Genomic DNA, 18,854 nt, shown 5'->3' on the forward strand with positions numbered 1-18,854 from the left:
TTTTCTTTATAAACACCTTTTTATTTAAAGTTTTGATAAAGATGGGGAATTTTATTAAGTAATATTACGGATAAGCCAGCGCGAGGTGGATGAGATAACACAAAAACATTTCAATAGCAAGTGTCATTATACTGAAATATTAAGAACGGGATTTTTGATACATATCTGCCATGCGGTTGGGCCGTTCGTTTCAAGCCCTAGCGGACTTTCGCAAGGGTGGGGGCGGGTTTACGGGATAATTGGTATTAGGCAATTATTTCCCGTAAAACCCGCCCCTAAAACTTATTCGTTACCATCTTTACGGGCGATTCCCTACGGGATAGCTTCGCACGCGCGGACTTACTTCAAACTCCGATAGAATAAGTGCTTGAACCCACATCCTTCTTAAATCAATCCGAAATTAACGGCACTAATACTGCTAGCAGAAACTCCTGCCAGAGAAGCTAAAATTTCCCCTGTTTGTGCAAACCGGATTAATGTTGCATCGCTATCTTGGACAAGGGCCAATTGCGAGAAAGTCAACCCGTTACCCAATACTAACAAGTCTTGACCGACTTCAAAGTCAGCAACAGTATCAATACCAGAATTGGTAGAGAGTAAGAATTTATCATTGCCTACATCCCCTACTAAGGTATCATCGCCCAAATCGCCACTGAGGAAATCGTTACCCTGACCTCCTAGCAGAATATCATTGCCTTGACCGCCGTAAAGGGTATCGTCGGCTTTTTCACCAATTAGGATATCTTCACCCCGATTGCCAGAAAGGAAATCACTAGCCGCACCACCAGTCAAGGTATCAAAACCCTTTCCGCCGTAAAGCGTATCGTCACCAATTCCACCATCTGTTAAGTCGTTCCCCTGATTGCCATTCATCCAATCATTGCCATCAAGGCTAAACAGCAAGTCATTTCCTTTTCTACCGCGCAATATATCATCGCTAGCGCTGCCCATGAGGGTATCATCGCCATCGGTGCTTTCGGTAGTATTTTCCCCATCTTTAACTAATTCAATACCGCTTTCTGGGAATGGTTCATCGGGTGTAGATGGTGTACTGGAGTCATCAGTATCTAAAGTATTACGGACTGTTGGATTGTTAGCTGTCGCCGACTGAATTTTGGTATTTAGAGATGCACCAGTATTTTCGGAAATCGCCGACTGAATCGTTTTATTTCCGGCTGCGACTTGCAGTAAATCTTGGGCTACTTCTCCTTGTGCAACTTTTTGGATGCGGGCGATTTCTGTCGCGGCATCTGAGGGCGAGGAATTGCTGGATGCGATCGCCTTTATTCGCTGATTTCCCTCGGCAATAATTTGGGCAGCATCCGAAGCAATACTAGAGAGTTGCGGTACTTGCAGTTGACTCGTCGCCGACTCAATAATCGCCTGCACTTGTGTGGAATTGCTGAAGTCGAGAGTGCCAGATTTAATTTGATTGGCAACCGCAGAAATTACGCTCTTGGCAATCTCATTTTTCGCGGTAGTTGAAGCACCGGTAATTAAATCGGTGACTAAAACAATGGTATTTTGTACCTGAGCGTGTGCTGCATAAACCGCCACACCCTTGGGATCGTTATTGGCGATCGCCTCCAAAGGATCGTAGCTGCCCAAATCAACATCAGCCGGCAGACCCAGCGCTGATTTCACTTGAGTTTCAGCAGTTTCAGGGTCAGTGCCTTGCTGGGCTAACTCAGCGATGACGGTAGTTAAAGGTGTCACCACCTCTGACTCTGGAGTAGAAGACAACTGTGTCTCTAGGGGCAAATAGGTCGAGATATCTATCCCGTCGGTGATGACAATTTTACCTTCGGTATAGTCGATCTTGCTATCTTTATTGTTGTCGAATTTTTCTAGTTCTATCGTGAGGTCGAAGCTGCCATCAGGGTTGGTAAAAGCGAAGGGTTCATTATCATCTTGCAGCCCATTGAAGTTGGCATCGAAGAAGACTGTTCCACCAGTGATGTAACCATCAATGGCGCGACTCTTGCGCGTCGAACCACTTCCCAATCGGAAGTCAGCCAGTTTTATTTCACCTAGGCGCCTCTTGTAAGCTGTTTCCCAGCCATCCCAGAAAGTCCAATACTCAGCCTTAAAATCTAGGGCAGCTTTCACGTCACCATTAACTTCAAACAGGCTCAGGGGGTTGCTGATGCGGGAAGTAATTTCGGAACCGCGAATTTTGCCATCACCCGTTCCTCTAAAGGGAACAAACCCTTCTCCCACGTCGAGCAAGTCTAATTTAGCATTAGCCTTAATTCCACCCGTGAGGTAGGCATTTGCCACTGCAATATCAACTCCGCCCCCAGCCGAAATACTAGCATTAAGCTTGAGTTCATTAACATCCGATCCTGTACCATCTGCATTTTCGCGATCGCTTACATAAAAACCATCAAGAACTTTATAGGCATCTGAGGCATTAAAGCCAGATTGTTTCCATTGAGAAAGTCCAGAGGTATCAAAGCCGAAACCAAAGTTAGCTTTAGCTTCAAAGTTTCCCTGTAACTTGCCGTTGACACCTACATCTACAACAGGAATGGAGTAGATAGGAAACTTTCTATTAATACTGAAATTAAAATCGAGCTTTGGCACTTTATAGTCGAACAGGTTGACATCTGGTTTACCCATCAGCAAGTCGATGGCAACTTGAGGCTCTCTCAAGATAGGAAAACTCAGCCCATCCATCTTGTCAAAGAGGGAAAGCAACTCTTGAGTGTTGCCCTTTGAATTTGATTTAGCTTGGTCAGTGGGAGATGTGGCGGTTTTGGTTTGAGTTGTATTAGCAGTTTTGGTATCAGCATTGGGATCTGTGGCATCGAAATCGATCGCGTAGTCACCTAAATCTATAGCAATTTTCTCCTCTTGAGATGAAAAACTATTGAGCAAATCACTTGCTTGGCCGATGTACTGAAGGGCATCTAGGAATCGATCATCGATCGTTGTGCCTGTGAGAGTCGCACCCATTTCGATCAGCGTCACCTTGCCATCGCGGTCTTGGTCGAAGAACTTCCTGATCGCCTTGAATTCAGACAGCAGTTTAATATCCTTCTCCAGTGCATTGATTATAGGAAGAGCCGGCTTCACAACATCATTGACTTTGGTGATGACAGGTTTAGCAAAACCCGTAATAAAGCTTCCCAAGTCGAGCTGCATATTCTTGAACTCAACACTGGGTTTTTGCGGCCCGGTTAATTCACCGTTAGCGTAATTGACGATCGGCCAATTAACTCCAAGGTCAAAGTCAAAGGAAGGGATAGCTGGATTGCCGTTAACGCTAGTTTTAGCTTGCAGACCGAGATTAGCACTACTATTTAAGGTAGGATTCAATAAGTCTGACAACTGATAGTTGCTAGTCAGTTCTGGGAAGGTTAGGCGAGATCCGTCATCAGCACCTCCCAAATTATCTAAATCTTTTAATTTGACGGCAAATTTTGCTTCAACTTTGGTAGGATTGTCCTTATTGTTGGCAAGGTCTACTTGGAAAAATCCTAATTGACCTTTGGCATTGAAATTATTATCTAGACCAGCTTCTACATTTGCGTCCAGTTTGGTTTTGTTGGTGTCAACATAGAAGCCAAAATCTTTATTGACGCCAAATCCTAATGATAAGTTACCGTCAAATTTGGATTGTGCTTTGCCATTTACGTCCAAACCTAATGCTGGAAGTCCTAAGTCTCCAGAAAGGTTAACATCTGGGAATTCATAGTTTTTGTCTAGGGAAATTTGCAGATTAATGTCATCTGGAGTACCGTTACCAATTACCCTCAAACTAGGCCAATCTAAAAAGCCAAAGAGTTTTTTGGAAGGAAAATATTTGGTTAATCCTGCTTGTAGGTTGTTGGCAATTTGTTCAGAAAATTTCTGGGCAAATTGAGAAGTTAATTTTGCCCCTAATGCTTCGGAGTTGAAATTGCCATCTAGCGAGTCTTGGACAAGAGAAGTGAGGGTTGAACTGAGAGTACGATCGCTAACTAACTTCAACTCATTTATTGTACTCTCCTTGACTGTATTCAGGAAAGTCAAAGCACTAGAATCTCCGGGAATTACATCTTTTAATTTCCCTAAAATTGGCAGTTTTACTTCCAGTAAATTTTGATTGAGACTGTCTTGAAGCTGAGTCAAGCTTGTTTCCAACCCTTGTAATGTTTGCCCCCAGTTAAAAGAGGCGTTATCGATGTTAATTGTTGGATTTTGCGGTGCAGTTAATTGACCGTTGGTATAATTAATAGCCTGCCAATTAGCGCCCAGGTCAAAACTTAAGGAAGGAAAAGCAGGATTGCTGTTAATGCTAGTTTTAGCTTGGAGACCGAGATTAGCGTTAGCAGTTAAGGTAGCATTGAACAAATCTGCTAACTGATAGTTACCACCAAGTTCTGAGAGAGTTAAGCGAGATCCATCATTCGCACCTCCCAAATTATCCAAATCCTTCAAATTGACGGCAAGTTTAGCCTCAGCTTTAGTGGGTTTTTGAGGATTATTATTCAGGTCAAGTTGTAAAACGCCTAAATTAGCTTGCCCCTTAGATTTGTCATCTATTCCGGCGTCAAAATTAGCTGTAAGCTTGGTTTTGTCGGTATCTATGAAGCAACCAAAATCTTTATGAACACCCACAGCGATCGCCAAATCAAAATTTGCTGTGGATTTAGCTTTCCCATCCGTAGTCAAACCTAATCCAGGCATCCCTAAATTTTGGGCTAAATTAGCATCGCTTTGATATGCTTTACCCAGAGTAATTAGTAAAGTGCTTTCCTCTTGAGTAGAATTGCGATCGACTTTGACGTTGAAATCAGCTCCAAGTACATTGCCCAAAGTAGTTTCTAACTGCTCGGTAGTTTGATTTACCCCATTTTTAACCGCATCGACTAACTTATTTTTGAAGCTGTCAATAAAATTGGGGGCAATGTTCTTGAGGGAACCAACTATGGGTAGTTTAATTGTATTTAGCTGGTCGTCAAGGATGTTTTCAAGTTTGTTCAATCCAGCTTCTAAGCCACACCAATTATTCTGTGTGTTGATGATAGCAGGGGGTGTCGGTGTCGGCGGCGTCGGCGGCTTGACTATAACTGGTGTCGGTGTCGGTGTCGGCGGTGTCGGCGGCTCGACTATAACTGGTGTCGGTGTCGGTGCCGGCGGTGTCGGCGGCTCGACTATAACTGGTGTTGGTGTCGGTGTCGGCGGTGTCGGCGGCTCGACTATAACTGGTGTTGGTGTCGGTGTCGGCGGTGTCGGCGGTGTCGGTGCAGTGTCGTTATCTGCGATCGCCACTGTCACCCCTGGCACCACAACCACATTATACTTAGCATCACCACTACTCACACTGTGAGCGATAGTACCGCTGTGGGCGCCTTCGACAATCGTATCGTCAACAGCTTTCACCGTAACGGTTTTAGCGACATTCCAATTATCCGTAGTGAAAGTTACAGGGGCGATCGCCTCTATCTCCTCACCTGTTGTGAGAGTGATAGTTACAGGGGATCTCGGCTGCGACGTTAATTTGAACTCATAAATGCCATTCGCACCGCCTTCTGTCGCAGTTGTACTCGTCGTAGTAATAGAAACACCAGCGGTATCATCGTCCTTATTGCTGAGGCTAACATCCGCTGCATCTAGCTTATAATTCGGATCGGTGCTAACAGCAAGCGCTGTGACTATTTTGTAATCAATATTGCCGTCAACAATGCTATCGTCAACCCCTGTTACTGTCACCGGCAGCGGTGTATTCCAGTTAGCAGGAGTGAAAGTTAAGCTATTAGTCGAAACTGTTCCCTCGGCAACATTGTCACTGGTCAAACCGATAGTCACATCAGCAGTCGGCTTAGTATTCAAAACCACAGTAAAGTTAGCCTTTGTGCCAGATTCACCAGTAGTTAATCCCGCCGTCGGATTCACCGTAATTCCCGGACTTTCATTGTCACTGTTGGTGACGATGACATCTTCAGGATCGAGGTTAGTGTAATTAACATCGGTACTCACAGCAGCAGCCGTGACAATTTTGTAAGGTTTAGGGCCATCAGCTACTAAATCGTTAACACCACTCACCGTTATTGTTTGCGGTTGATTGTAGTTAGCAGGAGTGAAAGTTAAGCTATTAGTTGAAACTGTTCCTTCTGCAACATTGTCACTCCTCAAACCGATGGTAACGTCAGCAGTAGGTTGAGCGTTGAGTTTGACTGTAAATTCTGCTTTGCCACCAACTTCACTTGTAGTCAATCCCGATATTGGGTTAACTGTGAAACCGGCAGTGTCATCATTAGTAATAGTTGTGGTAGCAGTAGCAGTGGTAATTGTCGGTGTTACGCCTGGGCTGGTGGGATTTGACAGGGTGACGGCAATAGTTTCGTCCGGTTCAACTAGGGTGTCGCCTAATACATCGAGAGTAATAGTTTTGGATGTTTCATCGGCGGCAAAATTAATGGTGCCAGTAACAGCAGTTGCCCCTGAAGTGCCACCGATGTTGTTGTAATCGCTGATGTTTGTAGCTGTGCCGGCGATCGTATAATTGACACTACTTGCCCCGCCTGTGTTGCCGCTGCGAGTCGCAGTGAAAGTCAGAGGTTTTGTGCCGCTATTGCCTTCGGGAATGCTGGCAGTACCAGCGGCAACGGCATAAGAAACAGTACCGTTTGCTGCAATATTTAATGTTGTTTGTTTGGTTGTACCTGCAATGCCTCCGGTGATTGCGCCAAAGTTGAGGATTGCGGTTTCGGCGGTTTCAGGGAGATTGTCAGGTTTGATAGTAACTGCAATATCCTGAGTGAGAGTAGTAGTGCCGGCGGGGAATGTAATCGAGGTAGGGGAAATAGTGTAGTCTGAATTTTGGGTGGCTGTGCTGCTCTTGTCGATCGCAATTGGTACAGTTACATCGGCAAAAGGAGTGCCGCCGCTGAGGGTAACGGGAATATTAACTACTGTGTCTGTTGTTCCTTCTGTGCCGCTGTAAGTTGCAGCCCCGAAATTAACTGTATTGGGTGTATTCAGCAGAATTGAGACATCTTTAGAGGTAAAGTTCGGCGTAGCTAAATCCAACTTGCCGTCAGCATTAAAATCTCCCGCTGCGATCGAACGGGGAATAGTTCCTACACTAAAATTGACTGCAGTACCAAAACTGCCAGTACCATCTCCCAACAAGACTGAGACATTGTTATCTCCGCCGTTAGACGCGGATAAATCGGTTTTGCCGTCGCCATTAAAGTCCCCCGCAACCACAGATTCGGGAGATGATCCGACACTAAAGTTGGTAGCAGTACCAAAATTACCCGTACCATCCCCCAACAAGACTGAAACATTCTGAGAAAGACTGTTCGATGCAGCGAGATCGAGTTTGCCGTCGCCATTAAAGTCGCCTGTAACGACAAAGTGCTTCCCTGTTCCCGCGCTAAAGTTAACGGGGGCGCTAAAGTTGCCCGTACCATCTCCTAACAAAACTGAAATATTGTTAGTGGCGCTATTGTTCGAGGTGACTAAATCGAGTTTGCCGTCGCCGTTCAAGTCGGCTGTGGCAATAGTAAGAGATGCTCCTGTATTAATGGTAGCGGGAGTGCTAAAGCTACCGGTATCGTCTCCCAAAAGAATTGAAAGGTTGTTGCCACTCAAAGGGGCTGTGGCTAAATCTAACTTGCTATCTCCATTAAAGTCGCCCGCTGCGATTGATCGAGGATTTATCCCTTGACCTAAGTTGGTAGGATTGCCAAAAGTGCCAGTACCTGTCCCCAGCCGGATGGAAATGAAATTGCCATTAGCGCCACTGAGAGGATTCGCTACAGCTAAATCGAGTTTGCTGTCTCCATTAAAGTCGCGCACTGCAATGGAATTGGGAATCTCGTTACCGGGGTTAAATAAGTTAGTAGCAGTACCAAAGCTGCCCGTACCTGTCCCCAACAATATGGAAATATCTCTGGAGTTGAGGTTGAGCACGGCTAAGTCGGGGAAACCATCGCTGTTAAAGTCGCCCGTATCAATCGAAACAGGAGTTGCCGTCGGCGAAAAGCCCGCACTAAAGTTAGTAGCCGTACTGAAGCTGGAGAGAACGTGGCTGTAAGCCGCCAGCACTTCTGGCCGAAATACTAAAGGTGTGGCAATTTTCCCTGATGTTACTTCTAGGAACCAGTCGCCGCCTTTTGCTGCACTTCCGGTGAGGTTTTGCGAAGCAGCAACACTAGCGCCGGTTAACTCACTCAGGCGTTTGACAAATGCTTTACCTGTCTCGCCTGCTGCTACGTTGCACCCGTACAAAAGAATGTGAGGTCGATTGTTGGGGATTGAGTCGGTTCGTGGCGAAAACCACTGCTGTAGAGAATTCCGATCGCACTCTATATCATCTAAACTAAAGCGAACGTCGGCCAGTTGCAAGCTGCCTGGACTGCCGTGAGAAATGATGTGAATGCTGTCAATATTGGTACGAAGAGCTAAAATTTCAGTAATTTGGTCGATCGCATCTTTATTCCCATCCAAAACGACTACTTCTGTACCCGGTTTTATCCCGGCAATCAAACTTTGATAATCTTCAACTTGAGTGTCGATAAAGGCGATCGCACTTGGTGAAACTTGATTATTTAAATTTGGCATACTGCACCTACTGGGGGTTAAAAAAATACAAAAACTCCGCTATTTCGTGACTGGCGTCCGAAACTATCTATCAATTTTTATTTATAGAGACACACCCTTTCTCCGTACAAACCCGGTGAGTCCTCATCTTTTGTCGTAACCATAACAGTTTTTTTACAGAAAATATGTAAATTTTTCTTAAAAAATACCTGGTTAATTAAAATTTTGATAAAGATATGGAAAATACTTAAGTATTATTACTGTAACGAATGCTAGATTGATTTACCACAAATATTTGTGAAACGTAAGTACAATTGTACAGAAATTTCAAACTCAGCAATTTTGATACATACTTTAGGGTGCGTCAGCAATTAGTCGTGCAGAAAATACACTCTTCTAACGCACCTACGAAACTTGTGACTAGCCCAAGGTCCCATCTATCCCCGCTAAAATCTCATCCGCTTGCCCGCACAAAGCAGCGTGACAGCAACCGTTACTCGCCAACAATCCCCCCCACTGACTCACATCTCCCCGGTTATATTGCAAAGTAGAACCGTCAAAACGAGTAAATCGGCCGCCCGCTTCAGTCAAAATTAATTCCGGCGCCGCTAAATCCCAATCTTTAGGCGCAGACTTTCCCGAAAGCGCAATATAAACATCAGCCTTTTGTTCCACAATAGTTGCAATTTTACAGCCGATACTACCGACAGCTATTTGATTTTGACAAGGCAGTTTTTGTAACAATTGATTAAAGCGATCGCCCCGGTGACTGCGGCTGGTTACTATAGATAAATCTGCCACTATATTTCGCGCCGAAACCTGCAATTTGACCGTAGAACCGTCCCGACTTTCCATAAAAGCACCCGCATCGCGGATTGCGTAATAAATCTTTTGCTGTTCGGGCCAAGCCACAACTGCCAATACCGGTCTTCCCTCGAACGCTAAAGCAATGTGAACGGCAAATTCACCTGTCCTGTCAATAAAATCTCGCGTTCCATCCAAAGGGTCAATAATCCAAACCCAACTTTGACGTAAGGGAATTTGACCGTTTTTTTCTAAATAAGATTTGTAAGTTTCTTCGCTGAGATAGCCAAATTCTGCATTCCCTAAAGCCGACTGCAATTCGTCGAGAATGTAAGAGTTGACAGCGACATCGGCGGCGGTGACGGGGCCATCTTTTTTCTCTTGGATGTCGAGGTTAGGAGTGTTGGAATCCTGCCGATAATAGGATTGTAGGATATCTGATGCACTCCAGGCGATCGATCGGGCAATTTCGCTGATTTCTTCGAGAGTTTTCATGAATTTATTTTTTTTTGAACCGCAGATAAACGCCGATTAACCCAGACTTCTGTAGGGCCGGTGCCCCCGTGCCCGCCCCTTACTCGTTCCCAGGCTCTGCCTGGGAATGCCTACCCGGAGGCTCTGCCTCCTTCTTCCTGTTTACTCGTTCCCAGGCTCTGCCTGGGAATGCCTACCCGGAGGCTCTGCCTCCTTCTTCCTGTTGGCAAAATCTGGAGCCGAGCCTTCCTTTTCCTATTAGTAGAATCGGAGGCAGAGCCTCTAGATATGCGTTACCAGGCAGAGCCTAGTAACGAGAGAACGAGAGAACGAGACATCTTTTATTCTCTTAGTCCGCGTAGGCGGACTTTGTATGTGTAGCAGCGAATTATATTCGCCCGCTTGATAATTACCAATTAATATGAGGATATTTCCATTCATAATAATTAGGAAACACAAAATTAGTAAACGAAACCGAAATACTAACCTCCAATGATTTTACATGATGCCACCAACCAACAGGAATAAAGATAGCCTCTCCCGGTTCCAAAATGACTTCAATAATTTTCGCATCTCTGTAAAGCGGGTATTTGTCATAATCGGGATTTTCGCCATCCACCTTGCTAAAAACTCCGACGTGATTGTAAAGCAGAGGTGTTTGTTGGGGAGAAATCAACTTAATTAGTTTGCGACCCGACACTTGAGCTAAAATTAAATTAACTGGGTCATGGTGCAGCGGTGTAATCGTGCCTTTCGGGCCGAACCAAAAGAAAACTCTGCCTTTTGTATCCGTTGGATTGAGGTATTCTGGGAATATTTCAATGTCGTTGAATAGGGGTTTAAATTCCTCTCTTTCAAGAGTTTGGTTATTAGCAACCATGTAGTAGTCGTTGCTAGGCCCGCCCTTGACCACCATCTCTACATATTTGCGGAACAAAACAATTTTTTTGTGATTTTCTATCTTGATTTCGTAATTCGGGTCGGAATTGCGGTTGGCTTGAATTTGCACCTCTGCATCGCCATATTTTTCTTGCAAATACTCCGGCGTCCACAACTGCAATGCTTTCCAGTTGTGCATGATATTGGTAATAATTACTGGAGTATTTTTGGCGTAGTAATTTTCGAGGAAATACTCTCTGGAAAGGCTGCTTTTGCGTTCGATTGTGCCAAATTTGGAAGACAATGCAGCTAATTGATTGTTAATCCTGAGATGCGATTCTAATTTCTGCAATAACTGCACGTAATGGCTACCTGCTTGGAAGTAGGGATGAGAGGATATTTCCCTCACTTCTGCGGTGGCTGTTTCCGCATCTATGCCGGTATTTATTAAGGCTTGAATGATTTCGGCGTCGGGTTGATTTAATAATTTGTTGGCCGCCACCCACTGTTTCATATTGTCGGGGACTTCTTGTTTGCTTGGGGTGAGTAGATTTGGCAAGTTTTGTGTCAGCCATTCTAGGTTAACTTGCTGTTGTTCTGTTAGGGTAATCCGCAAAGGGGGAAGGGTGATAGTTAGGGGTTGGGTGTCAGACATGATTCGGGTATGTTGTTGTGGGACTCTTTGGTTTGGTTTGAGGTTGTTTTACTAATATAGCAATTTTAACGAACCGCGAAGGCGCTAAGGGCGCGAAGGAAGAGAGGGAAGGAGTTGACAATTTTTGTCAAGGTTGTTATTAGGATTTTAACTTAACAGGTGTTGCCAGTTCAAGTTTTCTAGCTGGGAGGGGTTTTCCCCGGATACTTTGGTTAATTTTAATTGAAAATTAACTCTTATTCATCCAGTCGCGGGTTCCGAAGTTTTTGCAGGAATGGGAAGCGATTTTAGCTGCTGCGGTGAGAGTATCTGTAAAGTTGTTATTTTGCAAAATGTAGTGACAGAAAGCGCCGTGAAAGATGTCGCCGGCGCCTAAAGTGTCTGTGGCTTGGATTTGAGGTATTTCTATAGTGCCGTAACTGCCATTGCTGAGGTATAAAATTGATTTTTCGCCGCGAGTGATGGCAATATGGGAAATTCCGGCTGCTGACAGGTAAGCAAAGACTTGTTCGGAATTGTCGCAGTTGGGGGGATGAAAGTTATCCGAACATACAGCCCATTCAACGAAAGGCAATATTTCCTCTAATCCGGGTTTCCAACTGCCGCCGTCGAGGAGAATGGGAATGTTTTTTGACTTGGCAAGTTGAGCAATTTCTTGGCTGGCTGCGATTTGATGTCCGTCAAGCAGTACAATATTAACTGATGTTAAAATATCCGGGTTAATTGCTTGACGGTCAACCTGAGATTTAGTAGCATTAATCGAAATTACCGATCGATCGCCCGTTGCTTCAGTTACAATAATCGAGGAAACTGGCGGCGAGTGCGATCGCCCCGGTTCCAAATCGATTATCCTGACATTATACTCCGCTAAGTCTGCACGAATTAATTGGGCGATCGCGTGAGTACCCAAAACACCAGCCCATACCGCCGCATTCCCCAAATAGCTAAAAGTGACCGCAGCATTTGCCGCAGGCCCGCCCGCAGCAATGGTACAATCAGAAGCAACAACTTTCTGATTTTCCCCCGGAGGCTTCTGGGCCAAATAAACTAAATCTAAAGTCGCCAATCCCAAAAACAATCCCGTTTTCATATCTTCTTAAATGTGTGGCATGGGCCTGTGACATGGGCGTCCCGCCCGTGTCCCATCGTTAAAAAATCCAATCTTAAAATGCAAGCAAATCCCAATACAGGAACACTTTACATCGTAGGAACCCCGATCGGCAACCTCGAAGACATGACCTTTCGCGCCATCAAAATCTTGCAAACAGTAGACTTCATCGCCGCCGAAGATACCCGCCATACAGGCAAACTTTTGCAACATTTCCAAATCAAAACCCCCCAAATCAGCTATCACGAACACAACCAACAGCAGCGACTGCCCGAACTCCTCGACAAACTGCATTTAGGCAAAGATATCGCCCTCGTCACCGATGCCGGAATGCCGGGAATTTCTGACCCCGGATACGAGTTAGTGAAAGCTTGCGCCGATGCTAATATTAACATTATTCCGATTCCCGGCCCGACCGCCTGCATAGTTGGCATAACTGCATCAGGATTACCCACAGAGAGATTTGTATTTGAAGGATTCTTACCCGTGAAAGGTCAAGAACGCCAACAAAGTTTAGAAGCTTTGCAAATAGAATCCCGCACTATAATATTATACGAATCTCCCCACCGATTGCGACAAACTTTACAAGATTTAGCAAATAGTTTGGGAAGCGACAGACAGATTGTGCTGGCAAGAGAATTAACTAAAATGCACGAAGAGTTTTGGCGTGGTAGTATAGAAAGTGCGATCGAACTTTACACCAATCGCGAACCCCAGGGAGAATTTACCCTCGTAATAGCCGGCATTCAAACAGCCGCCCCAATATTTTCCGAAGACGCAATTAAAGCAGAATTGCAAACATTAATTGCCGAAGGCATAAGTCGTTCCCAAGCCAGCCGCCAGCTAGCGCAACAAACATCCCTCCCCCGCCGCCAAATCTACCAACTCGCCCTCACAATAGGCGACAATGAATCACTAGAACAACCCGTGGAGACTTGTGAATAACTCTCTTCTCTTCTCCTCTGCGCCCTCTGCGCCCTCTGCGGTTAAATAAAAAAAGCTAGATACTCACACTCAGAATTATATGGTACGCGGAAACTACGATCGACAAAAACCATATTTACGCAACCCCCACATCAACAAACCAATCGCCGAAATCTATGCAGACTTAGACGCCTTTAGCTGGGAGATATTTGAAGACCAACCCCACCGCTTCGATACCGTCAGTTTCTACGTCTTGCTTCCCCCACTATTTTACGAAGGGCGTTTCATCAAAGGAATTTACTTCAGCGAAGGAGTCGAACTAATAAACAAACTATTTCCCCAACTTTCCTCAGTATTTTTCTCCTTCACCTATTCCCCCGGAATCTCCTACTCCTGGGCCCCCATAGCTGACGCCTACTCCAGTTTATACAAAAACCCGCAGCGAGAAAAGTGGTTTCGCGAAACTTATGTCGATCGCGCCCACAAACCAATCATACCACTGCAAGACACCGACTTCATCAACGAATACTTAATTTCCCCGCGCAACGTCCCCGCCAAAGACATCGACTTGCTAGCCGTCGCGCGAATTTCCGAAGAAAAAAATTTGCCAATCATAGCCAAGGCCTTAAAAGTTTACCGCCAAAAATATCCGCAAAAACCGATAAAACTAACAGTAGTCACCGGCCACGAATTTGATGCTAGCAACCTGAAAACTCTCGACGAGTACGCATTAAAAGAATGGCGACAAGTCGAGGAAATTTTAACCAATCCCTCCGACTACATTAACTTAGTGCCCAGAGTTGACTACTACAGCGAAATACCCACATATTATTCGCGAGCCCAAGCATTCGTCCTCGGTTCCCTCCTCGAAGGAAAAAACCGAGGAATTACCGAAGCCATGAGTTGCAACGTACCAGTAATTTGTTTTGAAGAATTTAACCAATACGCCAGAGGAAACTCGCCAGTTTTCCCGGAAGGTGCGGGTCTTTACGCCAAATTTGACCCAGAATCTCTCGCAGATACTATATATACAGTATTGGAAAATCAAACAGAATTCAAACCGCGATATCAGTATTTAAAGCATTGCGGGCGCAAGAACTTTTTCAATACTTGTATAGACAGTTTTCCTTACTACCAGCACAACATTCCCGACTACAAGCCCGGAGATGCGATTAACAATTTGTGGCTAGATTTAGCAGTTCAACAAAATTATCAAGTTAGTTTGAATAGCTTTTTGTACGGAGGTTCTCCATTGTCTCATATTCGCGGGATAAATGCGATTGGGCACAATCTCGGCGAGTTAACAAAATTCAAATGACAGATGATATACTGCTGTTCTTATTCACCATCGTCGTAAATTTTTTACCCCACCCCAACCCTCCCCTTATCAAGGGGAGGGAGTAAGAAATTTACAAATGATTTAGGATTGCTATAAGACCGAATTAGCAGTTTAATGGACATCAACACCAAAAAAGAAGAATTTAGCTATGCCTACATTTACGCCATTGCCTCAGCAGCAGGGTGCATCTGCCAGCGAACAACTACTCCTCTAGACAAGCTGGGTGTAGACCTAATTATCACGGGAATAGCAGCATCAGGTTTACCAAACTTTCCCATTCTTTACATTCAAGTCATATGAATGTCACAATAAAGGATATTGAATTGCTCAAAAATCTCCAACCTCAGCAAATCAGCTACTACTTAGAAGCAAAAGGTTGGAAACAAGCACAACAAATTGACAGCCGCGCTATTATTTGGACAAGCAGCGATATCAAGCACGAAGCCCCTCAAATCGTTCTACCTTTAAATTCCACTCTTCCTGACTTTCCCGTGTCAATGAACTTGATGCTAGAGACATTGGAGCTCATCGAGAATCGCTCTCAAATAGAAATTTTAGCCGACTTAATTACCGGAATTCCCAATACAACCATTCAGGGAGTCGTGATGCAAATTCAAACTCCCAATGCCGACAAATTAAGCGGCGAAATTACATTGTTAGGTGTCATTGCCGACAAACTGCGGAAAATTCAAACCTCACTTGCAGACAAAGATTACATCCTCGCAATCAAAGCTTATCAAGAACGCTTGCCTTTCCTCTGTACGGGAGATTTAATCAAAGAAAATCAAACCTTTACCCTCAAAAATCCCCGCAATTTTACTTTAGATGATTTGTAATATCATGTCCGCTAGTATAGACGGGGCGGGTTTATATAATTTGTCGGTAATTATCAAATATTTCGGCGAACCCGCCCCTACAAAACTTTCCATGCTACAAGTGCGAAATATCCGCAAATATTTTATTCGCCAACATCCTCGCCAAATTCACAGGAACAGCATTGCCGACCATTTTGTATCCATCAGCAATATACTTGTACTTAAAAATAAACTCATCCGGGAAAGTCTGAACTCTCGCGCACTCTCGCACAGAAAGCCGACGGTAAGGCAGAGGCGAATTGGGGTCAAAAATGCGTTTGTCTTTGCCAACCAAAATCATTTTACTAGCTTGAGGATGGAGAGGTGCGTGTCTGCCGCTTGCCTGAATTGTAAAAGAAGGTTCTGACCAACTTCTAACTCGATTGCGTGACATATAAATGCTCGAAAACCCCAAATCCGCACATTCGTGATTTGAGACAGAATCGTGATAATTATCTAATTTACCCTTAACTGACAGTGGCGCGGCCTGCAAATCAAAAATCGCATCTTTCAGCGTCAAAACCTCGGTTCCAGGTTCGGGAAACTCAAAACCAAAACCCAGAGTTTCCCGATAGCCAACAACAATCACCCTTTGCCTATCTTGCGGAACCCCAAAATTTCTAGCATTCAACAACTTGTACGAAATCCGATACCCGATGTCCTCAAACTGCGATAATATATAAGTGAAAGCATCCTTGTTTCTGGGAGCCAAGATACCGCTAACATTCTCAGCTAAAAAAAACAAAGGCTGCTTGTCCCGCACAATTCTGATATACTCCCAGAAAAGTTGACCCCGACTGTCCTCAATCCCTCGTTTAGCCCCGGCTTCACTCCAACTTTGACAAGGAGGCCCGCCGATTATCCCAATACAGTTGGGAATTTCATCAGATTTGATTTTTCTGATATCTCTGCGATCTAAAATAGTTTCAGGATGGTTAAACTCGTAGGTATCCCAAATAGACTTATCATATTCATTCGCCCAAACCGCATTAAAGCCAGCCAAGCGAAAACCCAAATCCAACCCCCCACAACCAGAAAACAGAGAAATAATATCCAAAGCCACCTTTTTTCACCCACAATAAATACAATAAATCAATTATAAACCTCTCTTTTCTTAGATATCTATCTCTTTCTTCTCTCACTCTGCGCCCTCTGCGCCCTCTGCGCCCTCTGCGGTTAATAAAAAAAAATCTAATTCACACACAAACAGAACTTATCATCCTCAATGAATGCAGAATCCATCCTCCAATCCTACCAACACTTCGGCGTCCACCTCGGTCTAGAAAGAATTCACCAAATTCTCCAAAAACTAGACAACCCCCACAAACAAGTACCCATTATCCACATTGCCGGCACCAATGGCAAAGGTTCCGTTTGCGCTTATCTCTCTTCCGTACTCACAGAAGCAGGCTATCGAGTGGGACGCTACACATCCCCGCACTTAATCGATTGGACAGAAAGAATTTGCATCAACCAAAAACCGATTTCCTCAACAGCATTGCAACAGTGTCTAGAACGAGTTGTCGCCGCCACCGAAAACAACACCGAAACTCCCACTCAATTTGAAATAATCACCGCCGCAGCTTGGCTGTATTTCGCCGAACAAAAAACAGACATCGCAGTCATAGAAACTGGATTGGGCGGAAGATTAGACGCGACTAACGTTTGCGAAACACCTCTCGCTAGCGTCATCACTTCTATCAGTCTCGACCACTGGCAAATACTCGGCCCCACCGTCGCCGATATTGCTGGGGAAAAAGCGGGAATTCTTAAAGCAAAATGTCCGGCAGTTATCGGAGAATTGCCAGGATCAGCTAGAATAGTAGTAGAAAAACGCATTCAAGAATTAGACTGTCCGGCAACTTGGGTAAAACCAGCAATAGATTTAGGACAAGGATTCGCAGAATATCAGTTAAATCAAAATGCGGTTAAAATAAAATATCAATTGCCGCTGCTGGGAAAAATTCAACTAATGAATTCAGCAATTGCGATCGCAACTTTGCAAACTCTCCAAAACCAAGGATGGCAAATTTCCCCAACCGCCATCGAAAACGGTATCGCCAAAACCCAATGGCCCGGAAGACTCCAGCAGACAACTTGGAAAAACCGCAATATATTAATTGACGGCGCGCACAACCCCGCCGCCGCTATCGCCCTGCGTGAATATGTCGATCGCCTGAACAATCACCCGTCACCGATTAACTGGGTAATCGGCATTCTTGCGACTAAAGACTGCGATGATATTTTGAAAGCATTACTCAAAAAGGGCGATCGACTTTACCTAGTACCCGTACCCGATCAAAACTCATCATCCCCCGCAGAATTAGCCACCCTAGCTCAAATTATCTGCCCGGAATTAACACTCTGTCAAGCCTTCTCCGACTTAACAACGGCCTTAGACGCTGCTGTTACAGGCGACAACCTAACAATCCTTTGCGGTTCCCTTTATCTCGTCGGCTATTTTCTGCAACAACAACAATCCCAAGCTTAAACGCATCAGAATTGTGTTTCTTCCTCAGTAAAGATAGGAGGCCACAATTCCGAAACGGGCAATTCCCAACCGGGAAAAAGTTCTGCTACTGTTAAGATATCACCATTTCCTAAAACAGTCGGTTCACCTGTAGAGCGATAAATAGTCACTGTTTCTTCATCAGGATCGATCATAATTCCGACGATCGCACCCAATTCTATAAACTTCAAAACCTTGGTTTCTATAAGCTTAATGCGATCGCTCAAAGATTTAATCTCAACCACCAAATCGGGGACAAATTCTCCAAAATAACGCGGACTTTGGCGCAAGCGGGCGGCCCGCACAAAAGAAACATCCGGTGCTTTGACATTCGTATCCGGCATGATGAAACCGCCTGCGGAGTCAAAGACTCTCCCCAAGCGACGGGGATAAACCCAGTTACCCAGCAAGCGAATCAAAATACTGCTGATTTCACTGGATACGATGTCTGATGGCCCCACAATTGAAAGTCTCCCGTCTTCTAGTTCAATTTTGTAATCTAAACCCGCTTCGGAAAAAAGGGTTTGAACTTGGTTTAAATCTTTGAGTGTCATCGCTGGCATAAGAATTTTCTCCTATTCCGATCTGAGCTTTGATTTTAACACGAGTCAAATTTCTGAATATTTGAGGAATTCAGGCTATATTCCTACAAATCATCAATCAAGCTCAATTGAGAAAGGATCTCGCACGGGATAAAGAAACCCGGTTTCTGGAATGAGCGATCGTTCTTATCAACAAACATTTACCTCTAAAACAGTCGAGATTGACTT

General features: G+C 44.6%; 11 protein-coding genes. 5 read left to right on the forward strand and 6 right to left on the reverse strand.

All coding sequences use genetic code 11. The features are described from left to right. Window positions 1-384: 384 nt before the first annotated feature. The 4 genes from QUA00_RS22045 to QUA00_RS22060 all read right to left on the reverse strand — a co-directional run bounded on the left by QUA00_RS22045 (window position 385) and on the right by QUA00_RS22060 (window position 12,440). Window positions 385-8,559 (reverse strand): DUF4347 domain-containing protein, encoded by an 8,175-nt coding sequence (locus QUA00_RS22045; RefSeq protein ID WP_333411122.1) that lies wholly within the window; start codon window positions 8,557-8,559, stop codon window positions 385-387. 399 nt (window positions 8,560-8,958) lie between these two features. Continuing rightward, on the reverse strand, window positions 8,959-9,837 hold the full coding sequence (locus tag QUA00_RS22050) for a 3'(2'),5'-bisphosphate nucleotidase CysQ (protein WP_333147612.1): 879 nt from the start codon (window positions 9,835-9,837) through the stop codon (window positions 8,959-8,961). 388 nt (window positions 9,838-10,225) lie between these two features. Beyond that, window positions 10,226-11,350 (reverse strand): cupin-like domain-containing protein, encoded by a 1,125-nt coding sequence (locus tag QUA00_RS22055; protein WP_333309561.1) that lies wholly within the window; start codon window positions 11,348-11,350, stop codon window positions 10,226-10,228. A 229-nt stretch (window positions 11,351-11,579) separates the two neighbouring features. Beyond that, window positions 11,580-12,440, reverse strand: a complete 861-nt coding sequence (locus tag QUA00_RS22060; protein WP_333411123.1) for a PfkB family carbohydrate kinase — start codon at window positions 12,438-12,440, stop codon at window positions 11,580-11,582. Between the two features lie 78 nt (window positions 12,441-12,518). Here QUA00_RS22060 and rsmI point away from each other — a divergent pair, with 78 nt between their 5' ends. The 4 genes from rsmI to QUA00_RS22080 all read left to right on the forward strand — a co-directional run bounded on the left by rsmI (window position 12,519) and on the right by QUA00_RS22080 (window position 15,557). Continuing rightward, window positions 12,519-13,403 carry a 16S rRNA (cytidine(1402)-2'-O)-methyltransferase gene (gene rsmI / locus QUA00_RS22065; protein ID WP_333411124.1) on the forward strand — a complete coding sequence of 295 codons (885 nt, stop codon included), beginning with the start codon at window positions 12,519-12,521 and terminating at the stop codon, window positions 13,401-13,403. Window positions 13,404-13,482: 79 nt separating this feature from the next. Then, on the forward strand, window positions 13,483-14,700 hold the full coding sequence (locus tag QUA00_RS22070) for a glycosyltransferase (protein WP_333411125.1): 1,218 nt from the start codon (window positions 13,483-13,485) through the stop codon (window positions 14,698-14,700). Window positions 14,701-14,835: 135 nt separating this feature from the next. Then, a complete protein-coding gene (locus QUA00_RS22075; RefSeq protein WP_333411126.1) occupies window positions 14,836-15,021 on the forward strand; it encodes a DUF4365 domain-containing protein in 186 nt (61 codons plus the stop codon). Continuing rightward, window positions 15,018-15,557 (forward strand): hypothetical protein, encoded by a 540-nt coding sequence (locus QUA00_RS22080; protein ID WP_333411127.1) that lies wholly within the window; start codon window positions 15,018-15,020, stop codon window positions 15,555-15,557. The genes QUA00_RS22075 and QUA00_RS22080 overlap by 4 nt, the downstream gene beginning before the upstream one ends. A 94-nt stretch (window positions 15,558-15,651) precedes the next feature. On the opposite strand, the gene QUA00_RS22085 is transcribed toward QUA00_RS22080, so the two are convergent. After that, complete coding sequence (locus QUA00_RS22085; RefSeq protein ID WP_333411128.1) at window positions 15,652-16,638, reverse strand: DNA cytosine methyltransferase; 987 nt, start codon at window positions 16,636-16,638, stop codon at window positions 15,652-15,654. Between the two features lie 162 nt (window positions 16,639-16,800). On the opposite strand from QUA00_RS22085, the gene QUA00_RS22090 reads away from it, so the two are divergent. Further along, window positions 16,801-18,066: a folylpolyglutamate synthase/dihydrofolate synthase family protein gene (locus tag QUA00_RS22090; protein ID WP_333411129.1), complete on the forward strand. Its 1,266-nt coding sequence runs from the start codon at window positions 16,801-16,803 to the stop codon at window positions 18,064-18,066. A gap of 5 nt (window positions 18,067-18,071) precedes the next feature. Here the strand turns inward: QUA00_RS22090 and QUA00_RS22095 are convergent, their stop codons facing one another. Beyond that, window positions 18,072-18,647, reverse strand: coding sequence for a Uma2 family endonuclease (locus QUA00_RS22095; protein WP_333411130.1), 576 nt, complete (start codon window positions 18,645-18,647; stop codon window positions 18,072-18,074). Window positions 18,648-18,854 lie beyond the last annotated feature (207 nt).

The sequence above is a fragment of the Microcoleus sp. T2B6 genome (genome assembly GCF_036700475.1).
Lineage (GTDB): Bacteria > Cyanobacteriota > Cyanobacteriia > Cyanobacteriales > Microcoleaceae > Microcoleus.